Source organism: Brevibacillus panacihumi (genome assembly GCF_003710985.1).
Classification (GTDB): Bacteria; Bacillota; Bacilli; order Brevibacillales; family Brevibacillaceae; genus Brevibacillus; species Brevibacillus panacihumi.
On the sequence record NZ_RHHT01000032.1, the window covers coordinates 14,791 to 32,861 of the forward strand.

Here is an 18,071-nt window from a genome sequence, read left to right on the forward strand (position 1 = left end):
GAATGCTTCCATTTTACGTGTTAATCGTTTCATTTTTGCTCTTTAAAGTTATTGGTCTGGTTGGCTTTCCGTATTTTGATGACTGGCAAACATCACTTCAAGGAGCGGTGGCTATCATGCTGCTTTTCTCCGCTTCCGCTCACTGGGGAAAGAGACGACCCGATCTGATACGAATGGTTCCACCCGTTTTCCCACAGCCCGGTTGGATCGTGAGTGTCACTGGTTGGTTGGAAATTGCAGGGGCTATCGGTATCCTGATTCCCGCCACTTCTAAGGCAGCCTCTATAGGCTTGGCAGTGCTGCTGATTGCAATGTTTCCTGCGAATGTGCGAGCGGCCAAGGAAAGACTTACTATCGGAGGGCGTCCAGTACCTAATCTGTTTCTGCGAACGGCGCTTCAGCTTGTCTTTCTGACGGCGGTTTTTTTAGCAGGTGCATAAAGCACCAGCACTTCCTCTCCCTGCTAACCAGAACTTTGGCGACAGAATCGAAACTACCGAGAGCGGACGGGGCTTCATCTCCAGATCACGGTCAAGACACAGCAGTCCACGCACGCGTTGGTCCGACATCCTGGAGTAGATGGCACAAAAAAGCTGCCGGCATGAACCGGCAGCTTGCATGACTTTGAACCTATTGTTGTAATATCCATTTTTTGGTATTCTTTATCCAAGCCTTATCGATACTAAGGTCAGGGAGGACCAGGCAATGGATCGAGATTTTGAAAAACTTCTTTTGCTCATCGGATATGGATTTATCTTTTTCCTCGGACTTCTTGTATGTATCGGAATAGCCAATTTCGTCCTTTCTTCCGGCTAGGCTCAAATCCTTCTCTTAAAAGAGAAAATCGACAAACGTATACCGCTCGACAGTCTGAAAGCCAAGCTTTTCATAGATTCGTCTCGCCGGCAGATTGTCTTCAAACACACATAAGTAGACATCGGCAGATTTCGCAGCTGCGATCCGGCAAATATCAGAGGTAATCTGCGCTCCCAGGCCCGTTCCTTGACAGGCTGGAGCAACGCCGATGTTTCCAATCTCCACGTAATCTTGCGAATAGATATGAAATCCCGCCAGCGCAATCGGCTCCGCGCCATCGAAAATCCCGATATGCGGCAGGTCGAGCAGCTCATCAGGGCGAAAACTGACCATCCCGATTTGCCTCGCCAGGCTTGTCATCGCATCGAGGTCGTTTCTCGTCACCAGACGAGAGCTTCCTTGTGGGAGAAGTCGTTCCTTCTGCGTCCATTTTTTCAAAAGCATCGTCCGCTTCGACTGAACATGCGGGATAAGCAGCTTTGGCAGATGGCGCTCGGCTACTGTGAAGATCGCTGTGATCGATTGCGGAGGCGAAGTAATGCCCAGCTCGTCACGTACTCGCTCCAGCATCTCCTGAACGTCATAGCTTTCTACCTCCTCATCTGCATGAATGGTAAACGCATGAAACGGCATCCCTGTCAGATAGGAACCGATGACCGCTCCTCTCTCGCCTTCTTTGCGATCATCTACAAAGGTCAACGAACGCTCGGGTCGAATACATAGATTCCCATGCAAAATGTAAGCTTCTTCCCTGGAAAACCTGCCAAGCCATTGATCCTGCCCGGCCCCTTTTTTCCAAACGATCATGAAAATCACTCCATTCCTCATTTCCCTATTGACGTCTCTCTCCATCAACGTTACCATGATTAGAACACTTGGCTGAGCCAAGCTTTTTGGCGTAGCTTTGACAACCCGATTCGTAGAGAAAATGGTACCTTGATACCTATAAGGAGGAGAGAATTTTGGCAACGTATTACAACGAACCATCCCGCACTTTTAATGAGTACTTGCTGCTTCCTAATCTGACCACGAAGGAATGCACTCCCGCCAATGTAGATTTATCCACCCCGATTACTAAGTTTAAAAAAGGGGAAAAACCGGCGATCTCCCTCAACATACCGTTCTCATCAGCAGTCATGCAAGCAGTATCCGACCATCATATGGCGGTAGCTCTGGCTCGATGTGGCGGTATTTCCTTTATTTTTGGTTCCCAATCCGTAGAGAGCCAGGCAACCATGGTGCGCAAGGTCAAAGCGTACAAAGCAGGCTTCGTCGTCAGCAAATCCAATCTGACCCCGGACCAAACTCTCAAAGATATTCTGGCATTGAAAGAACAGACCGGCCACTCCACCTGTGCAGTCACTGAAGACGGCACCGCCAAGGGCAAGCTGCTCGGCATCGTGACAGGGCGCGACTACCGCATCAGCCGCGACTCGCTGGATAAAAAAGTGAGCGACATCATGACACCATTCTCCTCCCTGATCTATGCCAAGTCCGGCACGACTCTGTCGGAAGCCAACGACCTCATCTGGGAACACAAATTGAATTGTCTGCCGATCGTTGACGAAAATCAAAATCTCGAGTTCCTGGTCTTCCGCAAAGACTATGACTCTCGCAAAAACAATCCGCTCTCTCTTTTGGACGCCAACAAGAGCTACATCGTTGGAGCAGGGATCAACACCAAGGACTACAAGGAACGCGTTCCTGCGCTGGTTGAAGCAGGTGTCGACATCCTCGTCATCGACTCTTCGGACGGCTTCAGCGAGTGGCAAAAAGAAACGGTTGAATACGTAAAAGCCAATTTCAATGTGCCGATCGGTGCCGGAAACGTAGTAGACAAGGAAGGCTTCCGCTACCTCGTCGATGCTGGCGCAGATTTCATCAAAGTAGGGATCGGCGGCGGTTCGATTTGCATCACGCGCGAGCAAAAAGGAATCGGACGCGGACAAGCCTCTGCTGTCATCGAGGTGGCGCAAGCCCGCGACGAGTATTTCAAAGAGACTGGCATCTACATCCCGATCTGCTCCGACGGCGGAATCGTGCATGATTATCACGTGACGCTCGCTCTGGCGATGGGCGCGGATTTCGTCATGCTGGGCCGTTACTTCGCCCGCTTCGATGAGAGCCCGACCAAAAAAGTGAAGATCGGAAACAACTTCGTGAAAGAATACTGGGGTGAAGGCTCCAACCGCGCGCGCAACTGGCAGCGTTATGACACCGGCGGCAAGCAAAGCCTCGTCTTTGAAGAAGGGGTCGACTCCTACGTGCCTTACGCAGGTTCTCTGCGCGAAAACCTGGATCGTACGCTGAACAAGGTGAAATCGACCATGTGCAACTGCGGCTCGCTCTCCATTCCGGAATTGCAGCAAAAAGCGAGAATTACGGTCATCTCCGCGACCAGCCTTGTCGAAGGCGGCGCGCATGACGTCATCCTCAAAGAAAGCAGCATGGCTGCTGAATAAGGCTTGAAAAAAAGGACCCTCCCGACGGAACAGTGACCGGCAAGTTAGTCATCGTTTCCGTGCAGGTGAGGGTCCTTTTTCGTGCAAAAATCAGCTCAGGCGGAAAAACCCGAACGGTTCACCCAGACGATACGGCTCGCTCAACTCGTCCAAGCGATTCATGGTAGCGCTGTCCAGCTCCACAGATGCACTCTCCAAATTGGCGGCGAGCTGCTCAACGCGCGAAGCACCGACGATGACGGTGGAGACGGCAGGCTTGTTCATCAGCCAGGCGATGGAAAGCACGCTCGGCGCCATCCCCAGCTCTTTTGCCAGATCGGCAACCTGTTGACCCAGCTGAATCTTGTCCTGGCCCAGGAATCTCGCGAAGCGCGGCTCTTTTTCCAGCCTGGAGCCTGCCGGGCCTTGATCCGCAGAGGTGTACTTGCCAGTCAAAATGCCTCCTGCCAACGGATAGTAAGGGATGATGCCCAGCCCTTGATCGAGGCAGAGCGGAATCATCTCCCGCTCCGGCGTACGGTCGGCCAAAGAATAGCTGACCTGCAGGGAGACGAAGCGGTTCAGGCCTTTCAGCTCGCTGATTCCGAGCGCCTTCATCACTTCCCAGGCGAAGTAGTTGGATGCCCCGATATAGCGTACTTTCCCCGAGCGTACCATGTCATCCAACGCTCGCAATGTCTCTTCCAGCGGGGTGTTGGGATCAAAGGTATGGATCTGGTAGAGGTCGACATAGTCGGTCCGCAGACGTTTCAGGCTTCCTTCCAGTTCCTTTTGCAGATGATAGCGAGAGGAGCCGCGCTCATTGACTCCCTCTCCCTTTACCAGGCCAGCTTTGGTAGCCAGCACGACGTCATGTCTGCGTCCTTCCAGCGCTTTACCGATGATGCGCTCGGATTCTGTGCCTGTATAAATATTGGCGGTGTCGATAAAGTTGATGCCGCCGTCCAATGCTGCGTCAATGATTGCCGTCGAGGTGGCCTCATCCGCACGTCCTCCGAATGAGTTGGTCCCGATTCCCAAAGCGGACACATGCAGGCCGCTGTTTCCCAAACGATGATATTTCATGTCGTCTCCGTCCTTTCCTGTTTCTTGGTTTTGTCCACATAGGAATTGTAGCATTTTCCATCGGAGTTTCCGATTGTGAAACTGTCTGCTTTTTGGATGGGTGTGGTTCAGGCTGCAGTGGTGGGGAGGAAAAAGGAGAAAACGCTCCGGCGGGTTGGGATCTTTGCTGGGGGGTCATCCCTGGCCGCCTCCCACTTCAAAGGCGGAACCGCGGCCAAAAGCAGCCGCTTCGAAGAAGTTATTCAAGGTTGGCCGCTAAGAGAGTGTTCCGCCTTTTCCGTTCCCGGCTTGGTGAAGATCCCAAATGCCCTCGCTTTTTTCTCCTTTTTCCTCGACCAGCTCTGGTCGTTTCACAATGAGCTGTAAATATTTTGTGTATACTTCGTAATGGCTTCATCGTAATCCGGGTACTTATATCCGAGACTTGTTGACACAGCTTTAGAGTATTTTCTAAATAACTCATAACAGGTGAATAAAGACTGCCACATTTCCTCATACCCACTCTCAGAATACGTTGAGAGGAGTTTCTCCCAATCTTCCTTTGGTAGGTACCGATCGATAAATTTATAGTTTTTCCCCACACTAAAAGTGAAGCCTTGCTCGGATCCAATTTGCCAAGTCATCATTCTCAATACATTCGGTCTCGCAATCTCGTGCAGATGATCAATCGCAAAAAGGATTTCTTTTCTGGCTAGCCCTTTTACTACGTACGTGGAAACCATCCAGAATTCATTGCAGCAATCATCGAATTCTCTAACAGTTGGCTTTTTGATCCAATATTGGCGATCATCTGCGATCACTTCCTCTTTCATGAGCGCATCCTTATCGAGCAAGACCTTAACTAAACCGTCGCTCTTGGTAAAGTAATCCCCCACTTCGCCAATTGGAATCAGGGTTAGATCTACTTTACTTCCATCCTCAAATAGCATTAAATAGGAAAACCAATTCCCCAGTTCTGACGGAAAAAGCTCCATATCCTCAGGTTTTTGCATCATCACACGATTTCCAAAGATGTCAAGCCATTGATCATTCTCCTTGAAAGAATCCATATCTGTTACAAAGTATGAAATATCGTAGTCTTGGAAGGTATCTGGACGAATATTTTTGTTTGTACGCGACCCTTCCAACGTTGCCAATCGAATTCTATCGTCATTCCTAGCAACATCAATCAGGATATTCATCATCTCTTGTTCACTTCTCAATACGGTAGTCCTCCGCTTCCAATCTATTTCTTTTACAGCCTTCGCTTATTTCCCGTTTTTCCTCGACCAGCTTAGCGATAACCAAAGGTAAAGGCCAATTCCCCCGAAGGTAATCCACGGACTTATCATCAGCTGTGCTTCGTGTGTCAATGGAGTCAGACCCAGGAGAAAATCGGGCAGTGTCAACAATGCTACAACAATGAGGAGAATCCATGTTTTTGCCCAAAAGGACGCGCCGATGATAAAGAGTGCTGTAATCCCTCCGATGATCAGGCTTGCCGTACTGCCAAAATGAATCACGGGAGTATCGATGGTTCGATTGGCGTAGATCAGCCCTACAAACAATGCGATGGGCAGGACCATGATCGCTGTTACGAGCAATCCTTGTTTTTTTATCGATGGATTTGCTGCAGATATATATTTGAACCCCGTTGCAATAGCAGCAATAAATACAGCGCCGATAAAAAGATGTCCGACGATTTCCAGGACAGAATAGGAGAGATCTCCCTTCATTAAGTCCGAGAAAATCGTAAACGAAAATGACCCGAAAACGATGAGGCTAATCGTTTTGATCCATGATCGATAGTCGGTGGCCATTTCATTAGAGACCATCTCCATATATTCCTTCGGTGATTTTCCAATGATTTTTTCAATCCGCTTTCCGTTTTTTTCTGCTTCGAATAAATGAACTTCCAATTCCTCCACGATTTCTTCGATTTCATCCGAATGTTTTCCGCTGGAGAATAAGTATACGCGTAAATGGTCCAGGAATTCCCTGCTTTTATCAGACAGCTTCAATTCACTATTCATCCGTCTCATCTCCTTTTGGGTGTTCTGAATTCGATTCATGGCGCAACACCCTGTTTACATTGGTTTGCAAATAGTTCCATCTCTCGATAAACATTTCTAACTCTGCCTCGCCCTTCGGTGTAAGGGAATAGTACTTCCTTCTTGGGCCCGCCGTTGATTTTTTCAGAGTTGTCGTAACCAATTCTTCTTTTTGCATTCGCATCAGCAATGGATAAATCGTCCCCTCGCTGAAGGAATGAAAACCGTAGCTTTCCAGTTTTTCTGCCAACTCGTAACCGTATACTTCTTTATCCTTAATAATCGCCAGTAAACAACCATCGAGAATTCCTTTCAGCATCTGTGTTGTCGACAAATTCTCTTTCACCTCCCCAATACCTTGCAATACAAGAGTAATGATGACAAGCATTCCCTTGCATTACATGATACTTCATCCAGTATAGCGTCATTAGTCTTGCAATGCAAGGTATAGCTCTTGCCCATTTTGCAGGTTCTTGGCCTTACCCCATAAAAAAGCACCCGCCCGATGTGACTGCTCAGCATCAGACAGGTGCGGTTCTCGTATTTCGATGTACTGCTAACTCCTATACTTCCTCGATCAATCGCGCCAGCAGGGCTGTGCGGATCGGCACTTCCGACAGCTCCACGAACTCGTCCGGGGAGTGGGCGAAGCCGCCTCTCGCTCCCAATCCGTCCAGCGTCGGGCTGCCGCACGCAGCGGCAAAATTCCCGTCGCTTACACCGCCGGTCCCCGACTCTTGCAGGGGAAAGCCCAGCTCGTCGCGGCTGATGGTCTGTGCGAGTGAAAACAGTCTGTCGGTCTCCTCTGTCCGCTCCATCGGCGGACGGCGAATGCCGCCTGATACCTGGATGCTCGCTCCGGCAAGCTGCGGTTGAAGCGCACGGACAACTTGCTCGATTCGGTTAGCCTCTGCCATGGTCATGAAGCGCACATCCACCTCTGCCTCTGCAAAATCCGCCACCACATTGGAGCCGATCCCGCCTTTGACCAGACCCACGTTGAGCGTCGTTCCCTTGTCGTAATCCGTCAAGGAATGCACGAATTGGATCTGACGAGACAGCTCTTCGATGGCAGAGACGCCATTTTGGTGGTCTACACCGGCATGGGACGAGATCCCATGTGCGCGCAGGGTAAAATGTCCGCTCCCTTTGCGCCAGGTCTTCAGGGCGCCAAGCGGTTCACTCGGCGGCTCCAATACGAAGCTGGCAACCGAACGCCTCGCTTCCTGCTCTACCAACTCACGTGATGTCGGGCTGCCGATCTCCTCATCACTGCTGAGGATCAAGACGATTTTCTTGTCTGCAGGCAAACGGTTGAGCTGCACCAATCCCCGCAGCGCAAACATCGCCTGCAAGACACCCGCCTTCATATCGTACACACCAGGACCGTACGCCTTGCCATCTTGCACGCTGAATGGGCGGCGAGCAGCTTCTCCTTCCGGCCACACCGTATCGTAATGACCGATGATGAGAATCTGCTTGTCGCCGTCTCCCACGGTGCAGCGAACCTGATCGCCATAGGTGGGATTGGCCACCAATTCTGCCTTGCCCCCGGTCAGTGCTTCGAACTGCTGTGCAAACCACTGCGCCATCACATCTCCCAGTCGCTTGTTCTTGGACGGGGAATCCATGTTCACCGAGGTTTCAAGTAGTTGGAGAAAGTGTTGCATGTTTGTTTCCATATACGTGTGCATTGACATATTGCCTCTTCCTTAATGTGATTGAGAATTAAGTCCGAACAGGCGCTCCAGTCCGTACACTTTTTCCAACAAGATGATGAACACGAGACTTAGCAGAATAACGACCGATGAGATCGATGCAACCAGCGGGTCAAGTGTCTCCTGCATGTAACTAAAGATCGCCAATGGCAATGTCGTCGTATCCGGTGCCACCAGGAACAACGAAACGGTCACATTGTCAAACGAAGTCAGGAAGGAGAAGATCATCCCCGAGGCAATCGCCGGACGCACGAGCGGCAGCGTAATGTCCCAGAACACGCGGAACGGATGGGCACCGAGCATATACCCGGCCTTCTCCAGCGTGTAGTCAAACGAGCTGAGACCGGTCAAGACCAGACGAACCACGTACGGAATCGAAATCAGGATATGTGCGAGCAAAAGACCCGTGAACGTCCCGGCTATCCCGATGCGCGTAAAGAACAGCAATGCGGAAATCCCGATAATCAGCGAGGGGACGGTCAACGGCGACAGCATCAGCGCGTTGATAAACCCGCTCCCGCGAAACTTGTATTTGGACAAGGCGAACGCTGCCAAGGTACCCAATACGGTCGCCAATATGGCAGACAAGGTCGCCAGCTTGATACTTGTCCAGAAGGAATCAATAAATTCCGGTCTGTCCAGAATCATTGAATACCATTTCCAGGAAAATCCTTCCGGAGGAAAAGCCAGATACCCGGCGGCTGTAAACGAGCTTGGAATAATGACCAAAAACGGCAGGTTGACCAAAATGATGATAATGAAGGTGATGAGCCCGAGCACATTGATCTTTTTCATGACGCAAACACCTCTTTGTACCTCTTGTTTTCGATCAGCTTCGTATACAGGCTCACCAAGACAATGGTGCTTCCCAAAAGCAGGAAGGCCAAGGCTGCACCCAGCGGCCAGTTCAGGGTCGACATGATTTGCTCATACGCCAGGACCGGAATCACTTTGACAGAGGTTCCCCCCATCAGGGCAGGCGTCACAAACGCACTCATCGACAAGCTGAACACCAAGGTCGTCCCTGCCACGATGCCAGGAAGACTAAGCGGCAGCGTCACCGAGAAGAACGTGCGGGCACGCGAAGCACCCAGAATCGATGCTGCTTTGTTCAAAGAAGGATCGATCGAGTACAGGCTGGTAGCCAAAGCCAGTACCATGTAGGCGATAAACGAGTCTGTAAGACCGATGACTACTCCCAATTCGTTGTACAACAGGCGCAAAGGCGTCTCGATCATTCCCAGCGCGATCAGCGTTTCGTTGATCCAGCCCTTCTCCCCGAGAACGACCACCCAGCCGAAGTTGCGGATGACTACACTGATCAGGTGCGGTGCCAAGATGCACATCGTGACAATCCCGCGCATTTTGCCAGTCGCCTGCGCCATGAACATCGCTACCGGATATCCCAGCAGCAAGGTGGCGAGTACAGTCCACAGACTCACGCGAATCGTCCGCCAGAGAATTTCCAGATAAAAGGTATCCTGGAAAAAGAGCGCGTAATTCTCCAGCGAAAAGGCTTGCTGCGCATCCTGAAAGCTAAGCAGCAGCATCAACAGCATGGGAATCACAAACACTCCCAGAAGTACGATCAAAGCAGGTGCCGTCAACAGCGTAACGGAAAGACGTCTGCTCATACGTCATCCCCTCTCCGTCGGCATGATCAGCACATCTTCTGCTTTCCAATAGCAGACAATGCCTTTTGCTGCTTCTTGCTCTGTAGCTTTGTCGATCAGCTTTTGCACTTTCACGGACAAGGTGTTTCCGCCCACTTTTACCTCGCATTCGGTATAAGAGCCCAGGAAGGACGCGATTTGCAGCTCGCCCTTCACATTGTTTTCTGCTTCGTTGGACTCCGTCGCGGACAATTGGATTTTCTCCGGCCGCACGAATGCGATGACTTTTTGATTCGGTGCAAATTTGCGAGTTTGCTTCGCTGCGTGAATCAGCAGCCCTTCATTTGTCCGTACAGTCAGGCGATCGCCGTTCACCTCGACGACCTCCCCTTCCAGACGGTTCGTTTTGCCGATGAAGGTATGCACGAATTCAGATGCAGGCTCATTGTAGATTTCCAGCGGTGTCCCGATCTGCTCGACAAAACCGTGGTTCAGCACGACGATGCGATCAGACAAAGACAACGCTTCTTCCTGGTCATGCGTGACGAAGATGGTCGTGACCCCGATCTCATGGTGGAGACGCTTCAGCTCATCACGCAGCTCTTCGCGCAATTTGGCATCCAGGTTGCTCAGCGGCTCATCCAAAAGCAGGAGGGAAGGCTCGATCACCAGAGCGCGGGCGATCGCGATCCGCTGGCGTTGTCCGCCGGAGAGCTGCTTCGGATAGCGGTCGGCTACATTCGGCAGCTTGACGAGAGAGAGGACGCGGTCGACCCGCTCCTTCATCTCCGCTTTGTTTACTTTTCTCAGCTTCAAGCCGTACGCGATGTTTTCCGCGACAGTCATGTGAGGGAACAGGGAGTAGGTCTGGAAAACCATTCCCAACTCCCGTTTGTAAGGGGGGACACCGTTCATCCGCTGTCCCTTGATCAACAAATCACCGCCGTCCGGTTCCAGAAAACCAGCGATCATGTTTAGCGTCGTTGTTTTTCCACAGCCAGACGGGCCGAGAAAAGAGACGAACTCACCTTGCTCTACCTGCAGGTTGAAGTCCTGAACCACGACATTGTTTTGGAATTTTTTCATGATGTTGCGTAGTTCGACGTCATATACCTTTGCCAAAAAGGACACCTACTTTCCTGTTTTTGGTGCGATTTCCCGGTTAAAGCGATCCAGCCATGCTGCCATTTGGTCGCTGATCACTTGATAGTCAAAGGCAACGACTTTGGAGCGGTCAAATTCCAGGGATTTCGCTACTTCTTCAGGCAATGCAACGTTTGTGGACGGATTGTAGTAGAGCTTGGTCGCATACATGGTTTGCACTTCGTCAGTCAGCAGGAAGTCGATGAAAGCTTTTGCTGCTTCTGGATGCTTCGCGTTTTTCACCAGGGAAGCGATGGTCGGTACCAGGTTTCCGCCTTCTTGCGGGAATACGAATTCGATCGGCAGACCTGCGTCTTTTTGCGTCAAGCTGCGCGCCATGGTCCATGTGGTGTATGCAGCTGTTTTATTTTGCAGGTTTTGCTGCAGCTGTGCCGCACTCTTGGCAAATGTCGGCATGTAGCCCGCGATGGTGCCCATTTTTTCAAATCCTGCTTCGATATCCTTCTCGGAACCGCCGTTGGCATACGCCATCATGATCATCGCAGAGCGGCCGAAATTGCTCGCTACGTCTGTCATGGTGATGTTGCCTTTCATCTCTGGTTTCGCCAGGTCATTCCAGGAAGTTGGCACCGGCAGATTTTTCTCTTTCACGATTTCGGTATTATAGGAGATTCCCATCGGAGTGAAGTTGACGGTCGCACCGCTGTTGTCTTTCACTGCCAGGTCCTGGGAAATGTTTTTCATGTTCGGGATCTCTTCTTCTTTGAGCGGCTCCCACAGTCCTTCGAGGCGTCCTTTTTCTTGCTCTCCGCCCTCAATGATAGCGATATCAATTTGTGGTGCGTTTTGTTGCGCTTTCACTTTTGCTACGATTTCAGTAGAAACACCGGATACATAAGTCAATTTTACATTCGGGTACTTCTCGTTAAACTTCTTGAAGATTTCGTCTTTCATCAGCTTTTCTACCGTTGCGCCATTCCCGGACACAATCAGGCTGTCTTCCAATTCCACCTGTTTTTCAGCTGCAGGCGTCTCGGCCGACGCTGGTGTCGGAGCAGGCTCGGAAGTTTGCGGCTGTGTCGAGGACGATCCACATCCCGCCAATAAGGAACCTGTCAAAGCAAAAATTGATAGTACGGTTAAAGCCTTTTTCTTCATCTGAGTTCAACCCCCGATATTCTAGAGTTGTTCACGAATAGAGAACGGTGTTTGCTATTCGAGAACGATAGTGTTACACTACCATAAGTAAACTGACAATTCAAGATTGTTTAGAAAAAAACGTAAAGTACGACTTCCCTGAATGTGATACGATGAGGTCAATGTACTTAAGAAGGAGACGTGTGCATGGATCAAGTTCTCTCCTCTGTCCGAAATGGATGCAAACTATTGAAAATCTTTCTGGATTCCCCCAAGGAGCTGGGTGTGACCGAATTAAGCAAAAAACTCGAACTGTCCAAAGGAGCCGTGCACAAGCTGCTCACTACCCTGGAGTCAGAGGGATTCATCCGGAAAAATGAAAAAACCAAGCAGTACACGCTTGGCTACACCCTCCTGGAACTTGGCACAAAAGTGCTGAAAAATCATGATATTGTTGATTTTTCCATGCCGTATATCAATCGGCTTTTATCGCGGACCAGCGAGCTGGTGGTGCTCTGTGTGCGGGACGGCAGAGATGCAATCTACGTGGCAAAAGTAGATTCTCCTCATCCCATCCGCTTTACCGTCGAGTCATTCCGTCGTTTTCCCCTCTACTCGACATCGGCAGCACGTGTCTTGCTCGCTTATCAACCAGAGCCGTTTCAGGATGAGATTTTGTCTGAGAGGTTGAAAACATATACGCCGCATTCCTATCAATCAGCAGAAGAGCTCAAGCAAAATCTGCAGATGATCCGGGAGCGCGGCTACGAAATCAGTTCCAATCGCCGCAATGTCGGGGTAACCGGCGTGGCCGCGCCGATCTTCGACTCATCTGATCAGGTCGCCGCCTCGATCAGTGTCGTCGGACCGTCTGACCGCGTCGAGCCCCAGCTCGATAACATCCTGCAAGAGGTGCTGGAAACAGTGCGGGAGATGTCTATGGAGTTGGGACATCGAACTTAATTGGACGCCAAAACGGAAGGAGGGGTTGCTCGCATCCGCGAGAACACCCCTCCTTTTCCTGCTGGCTCAGTACGATATGCGTGCTTCCGCATCCGCCCTTCGCAAGATTTCTTCCACCGTCTCCTCTGGAGTAAGCTCCGATGTATCCAGCCACATGCCGATTCGTGGCGTCTCATTATGCAAAACCGCTTCGAGCATCGCAATATCAATCGCGCCGTACCCTTTTTTCTGTCTGGCAGCCTCCCTTTTGGCCACCACGTCGGCTCGAGGACAAAGAACAACGACGTAAAGCGGGCGATGTTCAATCATCTCTATTACATCCTGCAGCATCGGGCCGATGATGACATCCTGCAGCACTACCTGAAAGCCCTGTTTTGTGTACGCATCTGACGCTTGGGCAGCCAGTTTGTATCGCAGCCGAAGTTGTTGGATAGCTTCTTCGGTAGGGTTGGCTGACATGGCTTCCTCGCCATGGACAATCATCTTGCGGAAAACATCACCGCGAACATGGACGCTCTTCTCCATGCGTTCGGCAAGCAGCTGGGCAATCGTTGACTTTCCTGAAGCCATAATACCCGTGATGAGAAAGATGCTCGACATCATCCTCATGTCTCCTCTCGAATAGAAAATGCGCAACCGCATCCATCATAACATTCCGACGGCCTGCCGATACAAGGCGATGACGACAACCCCGGCCACCAATGCCCATACGATCTGCTTTCTCCACAGACCGACCGCAAGCGACACCGTACCTGCGACGATGTATTCCGGGCTCCATGCTCCCTCGCGCATGTGAAAGAGAATCGGCGGAATCGTCATGGAGCTGAAGACGCCTACCGGCACCATCGCCAAGCCCCTCCGCAACCAGTCCGGAATCTCCCAGCGCGAGCTGATCAAGAGCATCGGGAACCGCGTCAGGTACGTGATCAGCGCCATTAGCAAAATAATCCAAATGATCTTATCGTTCATCGCTCACCGCTCCCATCACAATCGCCGTCAAGGTCCCGACAATCACAGCTGCGGTACCTCCGCCCAGCGCATATCCGATGCACGCCACGGCAGCCGTGCAAGCAGCCACCTTCACATGGAAGGAGGTGAGCAAATTGACGGCGAGAAAGCCCAAAAACGTCGCGATAAAAGCAAAATCAAGCCCGTATGCTTCCGTCTGTGTAAACGCCGCACCGAACCATGCCCCTGCAAACGTGCTCGCATTCCAGATGACATAGTCCACGACGCTTGCCCCTGCGAAAAAAGACAAGCTGGGCTTTCCGCCCGCATCCAAATACGTAGCTTTCAAGGCAAATGTCTCATCATTCAGCGTCCCTGCCATAAGCGACAGCTTCCATGCAGGCGTTCCCTGAAAACGCGGTCCGAGCGACAGTCCGTATAATAGCTGGCGCGCGTTTAACAAAGCGGTCGAAAGCAGGATCGGCCAGCCGACGATCCCCTGCGAGATCAAACCGACCGCTGCGAACTGGGAGGAGCCCGCATTGACCAGCAAGGAAAAGAGGACCGCTTCCGTCACCCCCAGTCCCGCCTGCCTCGCCAATAGTCCGAATACAATCCCATCAATGATGCCGGCCGCAGCTACCGGAATAATCTGACGCATGCCTGAAACAAACAATGCAAAAGACCCACTCATGTTGCTCATCTCTGTCTTCCTTTCCCCTTATCCGCTGATAACAAAGTGGGACGCCACACCTCACCCAGCAATCGAATTCCCGCCTCCATCTCTTCGATCGTCTGCCCGCCGAAGCCGAACTGAAAGCTGGGAAAGTCATGATCTATTAGCCTCATCCATTTGTGATCGGTAGGATAAACGCGGATCCCCGCCGCGGCAGCCAGCTCCGTCAAGGTTTGCGCATCACAGCGGCTGCGCACCTCTACCATAACGGAGATGCCTGCGTCCTGTCCCGTGATGCGGATCGCCTCTCCCATCTCCTCCCGCAGCAGGTGAAGAAGGGCGTCGTGCTTTTTCTTGTACAACGTCCTCATTTTGCGGATATGCCGCTCCCAATCTCCCGTTTTCATAAATAAGGCCAGCGTCTGCTGATGAATACGCGATGCCGTCTGGTCGTATTCCGCCAAATGCTCGTGGTAGAGAGCCAACAGGCTGGGAGGCAGAACCATGTAGCTGATCCGTATCGCAGGAAGCAATGATTTTGAGAATGTCCCCATATAAATCACCCGCCCCGCAGCATCCAGCCCTTGAAGAGATGGAATGGGTCTGCCGTGATAGCGAAACTCCCCGTCGTAATCGTCCTCGATGATGTAGCTCTCCGTCTGTGCCGCCCATTGCAGCAGCCTGAGCCGCTTGGCGTAAGGCATCACGATGCCGGTCGGATCCTGATGGGATGGCGTGATGTAGACCAGTCCGGCCCCGCTTTCCCGCAGCTTTTCTATGTGAATGCCATCGGCTTCCAATGGAATCGGCTTCACGTCAAACCCCAGGTTGAGAAATACCTTTCGGACTCCCTGGTAGCCAGGCTCCTCCATCGCGACAGCCTGTCCCCGCAGACCAAACAGATACCCCAGCAAGGTGATCATCACCTGCGTACCCGCACCGATCACAATTTGCTCCGGGGATGCCTGTACCCCCCGCGCCTGACGCAAGTACCGGGCCAGCTCCAGGCGCAATTCGGGCTCGCCTTGCCTGTCCCCGTATCGCAGCAGCTCCTTGTTTTCCTCCCGCATGCACTGATTGCTATACTTTTTCCACAAGGCAAACGGAAAATGGTCGGGATCAATGCTCGCCTGATGAAAATTGTACTGGACCGGGACAGCGGCAGGAAGAGAAGACTCCGGCTCTCTTCTTTTTTTCTGAAGAACCGGCCCATACCAGGTGGCGTCAACGACAAAAAAACCGCTTCGCTCCCTGCTCTCGATGTAACCTTCCGCAAGCAGCTGATGATAAGCGCTCTCCACCGTCGTTTTGCTTACCTGCAAAAAGCCGCTCAACGTACGTACAGACGGAAGCCGCGTCCCCGAAGGCAATCGCTGTTCCCGGATCTCCAGGCAAAAATAACGATACAATTGCAAATAAAGCGGCTCGCTCCCGTCCACCAGATGGGGGCTAATGTCCGGCATCCTCTCTCCTCCCCTCCGACTCGTCTTTTTATGATTCCTATGATAGCAGAAGAAGGCTTGCACGACTGCAATTAGAAAATGCGGGAACCCCCGTCCTTTTTTACGGTAGTCCACCAGCTGCAGTGGAGGAGAGGAAAAGAGGAAAACGCTACAGGTGGGTTGGAATCTTCGCTGGGGGCTGGCGCTGGCCGTCTCCATTCCAAAGGCGGAACCGCGGCCAAAAGCAGCCGTCTTCAAGAAGTGATTCAGGGTTGTCCGCTAAATGCGGGTTCCGCCTTTTCCATTGCGACTGGGTCAAGATCCCAAATACCTTTCGCTTTTTTCCCCTTTTCCTCGGCTAGAAACTGTTCTCGGTGAATTCGAGTTGGTAACAAACATTGGATACCACATTGATACTAATTAGTATATGCCCTCCAGAAAGTGGAGAGCCCTGTAAAAGAAAAACGAGCCTCTAGCATCGCTTTTAAGGCTCGTTTCGCGTTTAGGGAGCATAACACTCAATCACATTTTATATTATTTTCCTTCTCCAACATGAAACACACCAATTACGGTTTCACCATCAACGTCATATAGCGGAATATCACGACCTCCTGGTGATCTACTGTTCTGTATCGCAATGGCTTCCTCGGGTGATTTTGGACGCTCACCGTCTAAGTCTTTTTTCAGCACGTATCCTGTAGTACCATCCACACCTATTGCACGGATTAATTCAGGTTCCGTATCCGGAGAAGGAGCATCTGTGGCAGAACCGTATGTCTGTCCGTTTTTATTTTTAGGATAGCTCATATTCTTAGCGCCAATATGAAAAGAACCAATTATGGTTTTCCCATTAACATCATACAGTGGTGCGTCATGTACAAGTTCACTAAGATAATCTTTTTTCAGCAAATATCCTGCAATGCCATTCACACTTCCTACATGGATTAAGTCAGGTAGCATTTCAACAGAAGTTGTTTCTTCAGCAGAACCGTAAGTCTGTCCAATTTCATTTTCTGGATAATGAGGAGGATTCTTGGGGCTTTGATTATTCGAGCTTTTAGCAAATGTGCTTTGGAATGCCAGTGTACCTCCCACTACACAAACGATAAAAATCACACCAATCATCATTTTAATCCCTTTAGAATACAACCTCACAATTGTGCACTCCTTAAAAGTTTCTCACTCTTCACTCTAACCGTCCTTTACTTCTTATACACCACCATGTAATGGAAAGTTGCGCAAATCTGCCCCGTTTCCTGAATCATTGAAAATTACCTTGAATCCGTGTTTTAGTCCGGATTGAGCGTAGATCGGAAACATGCTTCTCCCCACTACAGTTACATTCCGACACGACAAAACCCAGTACCTAAGGGCACTGGGTTTAGCGTTACGCCAGATACGCTTCCCGCACCTGCGGGTTGGCGAGCAAGGTTTTCGCATCGTCCTTGAGAATGATCTCCCCCGTCTGGATGACGTACCCGCGATGGGCTACGGACAGGGCCTGGTTGGCGTTTTGCTCCACCAGGAGGATGGTCGTTCCTTCACGATTCAGCTCCGTGACAATTTCAAAGATTTGCTCCACCAGAATCGGAGCCAGCCCCATCGACGGTTCATCCAGCATGAGAATCTTGGGCTTCATCATCAGGCCGCGGGCGATGGCCAGCATCTGCTGCTCCCCGCCCGACATAGTGCCGCCTTTTTGGTGGATCCGCTCTTTGAGCCTCGGGAAGTATTGGAAGGCCCGCTCGATCCCTTCCTGAATGACGTTCTTGTCTTTCGTAAAGAAAGCGCCCATCTCGAGATTTTCCTGCACCGTCAGCTTGGGAAAAATGCGGCGTCCTTCTGGAACATGGGCGATCCCCAGCAATGCGATGTCGTGCGTTTTCATCTGGGTGATGTCTTTTCCATCAAACATGATCTTTCCTTCACGCGCCCGCGTCTGTCCGCAGATGGTCTTCAGCGTGGTAGACTTGCCTGCTCCATTCGAACCGATCAGGGTGACGACCTCGCCTGGGTTGACGCTGATCGACATGCCCTTGAGCGCGTGGATACCGCCGTAAAAGGTATGAACGTCTTGCAGTTCCAACAATGCCATAT

At 51.2% G+C, this 18,071-nt stretch carries 20 protein-coding genes; 4 read left to right on the forward strand and 16 right to left on the reverse strand.

Features of this window, described 5'->3' with window-relative positions; genetic code table 11:
* Positions 1–2 precede the first annotated feature (2 nt).
* Positions 3–440, forward strand: a complete 438-nt coding sequence (locus EDM58_RS15985) for a DoxX family protein (RefSeq protein WP_122914231.1) — start codon at positions 3–5, stop codon at positions 438–440.
* Positions 441–831: 391 nt separating this feature from the next.
* Here the strand turns inward: EDM58_RS15985 and EDM58_RS15995 are convergent, their stop codons facing one another.
* Entirely contained in the window at positions 832–1,623 is a 792-nt protein-coding gene (locus tag EDM58_RS15995; protein ID WP_183187533.1) for a GNAT family N-acetyltransferase, read from the reverse strand.
* 155 nt (positions 1,624–1,778) lie between these two features.
* On the opposite strand from EDM58_RS15995, the gene EDM58_RS16000 reads away from it, so the two are divergent.
* Positions 1,779–3,278: an IMP dehydrogenase gene (locus EDM58_RS16000; RefSeq protein ID WP_122914234.1), complete on the forward strand. Its 1,500-nt coding sequence runs from the start codon at positions 1,779–1,781 to the stop codon at positions 3,276–3,278.
* Between the two features lie 90 nt (positions 3,279–3,368).
* On the opposite strand, the gene EDM58_RS16005 is transcribed toward EDM58_RS16000, so the two are convergent.
* A complete protein-coding gene (locus tag EDM58_RS16005; RefSeq protein ID WP_122914235.1) occupies positions 3,369–4,343 on the reverse strand; it encodes an aldo/keto reductase in 975 nt (324 codons plus the stop codon).
* Positions 4,344–4,418: 75 nt separating this feature from the next.
* On the opposite strand from EDM58_RS16005, the gene EDM58_RS16010 reads away from it, so the two are divergent.
* On the forward strand, positions 4,419–4,709 hold the full coding sequence (locus EDM58_RS16010; RefSeq protein ID WP_122914236.1) for a hypothetical protein: 291 nt from the start codon (positions 4,419–4,421) through the stop codon (positions 4,707–4,709).
* On the opposite strand, the gene ant(6) is transcribed toward EDM58_RS16010, so the two are convergent.
* The 8 genes from ant(6) to EDM58_RS16050 form a co-directional block, all read right to left on the reverse strand.
* Positions 4,694–5,545 carry an aminoglycoside 6-adenylyltransferase gene (ant(6), locus tag EDM58_RS16015; protein WP_122914237.1) on the reverse strand — a complete coding sequence of 284 codons (852 nt, stop codon included), beginning with the start codon at positions 5,543–5,545 and terminating at the stop codon, positions 4,694–4,696. The two genes, EDM58_RS16010 and ant(6), sit on opposite strands and share 16 nt — an antisense overlap.
* A gap of 45 nt (positions 5,546–5,590) precedes the next feature.
* Positions 5,591–6,355: an HAAS domain-containing protein gene (locus tag EDM58_RS16020; protein WP_122914238.1), complete on the reverse strand. Its 765-nt coding sequence runs from the start codon at positions 6,353–6,355 to the stop codon at positions 5,591–5,593.
* Positions 6,348–6,761 (reverse strand): PadR family transcriptional regulator, encoded by a 414-nt coding sequence (locus EDM58_RS16025; RefSeq protein WP_122914239.1) that lies wholly within the window; start codon positions 6,759–6,761, stop codon positions 6,348–6,350. Before EDM58_RS16025 ends, EDM58_RS16020 begins: the two co-directional genes overlap by 8 nt.
* 175 nt (positions 6,762–6,936) lie before the next feature.
* Positions 6,937–8,073: a M20 family metallopeptidase gene (locus tag EDM58_RS16030; RefSeq protein WP_122914240.1), complete on the reverse strand. Its 1,137-nt coding sequence runs from the start codon at positions 8,071–8,073 to the stop codon at positions 6,937–6,939.
* Positions 8,074–8,085: 12 nt separating this feature from the next.
* Entirely contained in the window at positions 8,086–8,886 is an 801-nt protein-coding gene (locus tag EDM58_RS16035) for an ABC transporter permease (RefSeq protein ID WP_023556551.1), read from the reverse strand.
* Complete coding sequence (locus EDM58_RS16040; RefSeq protein WP_023556552.1) at positions 8,883–9,725, reverse strand: ABC transporter permease; 843 nt, start codon at positions 9,723–9,725, stop codon at positions 8,883–8,885. Before EDM58_RS16040 ends, EDM58_RS16035 begins: the two co-directional genes overlap by 4 nt.
* 3 nt (positions 9,726–9,728) lie before the next feature.
* Positions 9,729–10,826, reverse strand: coding sequence for an ABC transporter ATP-binding protein (locus EDM58_RS16045; RefSeq protein WP_031305678.1), 1,098 nt, complete (start codon positions 10,824–10,826; stop codon positions 9,729–9,731).
* A 9-nt stretch (positions 10,827–10,835) separates the two neighbouring features.
* Positions 10,836–11,966 carry an ABC transporter substrate-binding protein gene (locus EDM58_RS16050; protein WP_122914241.1) on the reverse strand — a complete coding sequence of 377 codons (1,131 nt, stop codon included), beginning with the start codon at positions 11,964–11,966 and terminating at the stop codon, positions 10,836–10,838.
* Between the two features lie 186 nt (positions 11,967–12,152).
* Here EDM58_RS16050 and EDM58_RS16055 point away from each other — a divergent pair, with 186 nt between their 5' ends.
* On the forward strand, positions 12,153–12,908 hold the full coding sequence (locus tag EDM58_RS16055; protein WP_122914242.1) for an IclR family transcriptional regulator: 756 nt from the start codon (positions 12,153–12,155) through the stop codon (positions 12,906–12,908).
* Between the two features lie 66 nt (positions 12,909–12,974).
* Here EDM58_RS16055 and EDM58_RS16060 read toward each other — a convergent pair whose 3' ends face one another.
* From EDM58_RS16060 to EDM58_RS16085, 6 genes are all read right to left on the reverse strand, one after another.
* Positions 12,975–13,517, reverse strand: coding sequence for a phosphotransferase-like protein (locus tag EDM58_RS16060; protein WP_122914243.1), 543 nt, complete (start codon positions 13,515–13,517; stop codon positions 12,975–12,977).
* 36 nt (positions 13,518–13,553) lie between these two features.
* On the reverse strand, positions 13,554–13,877 hold the full coding sequence (locus EDM58_RS16065; RefSeq protein WP_122914244.1) for an AzlD domain-containing protein: 324 nt from the start codon (positions 13,875–13,877) through the stop codon (positions 13,554–13,556).
* Complete coding sequence (locus EDM58_RS16070; protein ID WP_122914245.1) at positions 13,867–14,559, reverse strand: AzlC family ABC transporter permease; 693 nt, start codon at positions 14,557–14,559, stop codon at positions 13,867–13,869. The genes EDM58_RS16065 and EDM58_RS16070 overlap by 11 nt, the downstream gene beginning before the upstream one ends.
* Positions 14,556–15,995, reverse strand: a complete 1,440-nt coding sequence (gene pdxR, locus EDM58_RS16075; protein WP_122914246.1) for a MocR-like pyridoxine biosynthesis transcription factor PdxR — start codon at positions 15,993–15,995, stop codon at positions 14,556–14,558. Before pdxR ends, EDM58_RS16070 begins: the two co-directional genes overlap by 4 nt.
* Positions 15,996–16,508: 513 nt before the next feature.
* Complete coding sequence (locus tag EDM58_RS16080) at positions 16,509–17,129, reverse strand: hypothetical protein (RefSeq protein ID WP_023556561.1); 621 nt, start codon at positions 17,127–17,129, stop codon at positions 16,509–16,511.
* A 232-nt stretch (positions 17,130–17,361) separates the two neighbouring features.
* The gene (locus tag EDM58_RS16085; RefSeq protein WP_122914247.1) at positions 17,362–18,069 is read right to left on the reverse strand and encodes an ABC transporter ATP-binding protein; all 708 of its coding nucleotides are present in this window, start codon (positions 18,067–18,069) and stop codon (positions 17,362–17,364) included.
* Positions 18,070–18,071: the final 2 nt, after the last annotated feature.